The sequence below is a fragment of the Neptunomonas marina genome, from assembly GCF_004005935.1.
In the GTDB taxonomy this organism is placed as follows: Bacteria; Pseudomonadota; Gammaproteobacteria; order Pseudomonadales; family Balneatricaceae; genus Neptunomonas; species Neptunomonas marina.
On record NZ_SACQ01000041.1, the window covers coordinates 1 to 318 of the forward strand.

The 318-nt window shown below is 51.3% G+C and carries 2 tRNA genes; both read right to left on the minus strand.

Features of this window, described 5'->3' with window-relative positions:
• Positions 1 to 40 precede the first annotated feature (40 nt).
• Positions 41 to 127 (minus strand) — tRNA-Leu (locus EOE65_RS17970).
• Positions 128 to 192: 65 nt separating this feature from the next.
• Positions 193 to 279 (minus strand) — tRNA-Leu (locus EOE65_RS17975).
• Positions 280 to 318 lie beyond the last annotated feature (39 nt).

Consider the following 318-nt stretch of genomic DNA (forward strand, 5'->3'; position numbering starts at 1 on the left):
GAGTTAAGTGCGAAGTAAGATCTTGGCGGAAAACAATGATTGGTGCAGATGGGGAGACTCGAACTCCCACGCCCGTGAAGGCACTAGCACCTGAAGCTAGCGTGTCTACCAATTCCACCACATCTGCGTTTGCGCATGCTTGAGCTGCTGCGCTGAATTCTTTCAAGTTGCACCGGATACGTGATTGTATCTTGGTGCAGATGGGGAGACTCGAACTCCCACGCCCGTGAAGGCACTAGCACCTGAAGCTAGCGTGTCTACCAATTCCACCACATCTGCTCGAAAGAGGGCAGCATTATATAGAGCGCCTTTTTGTTT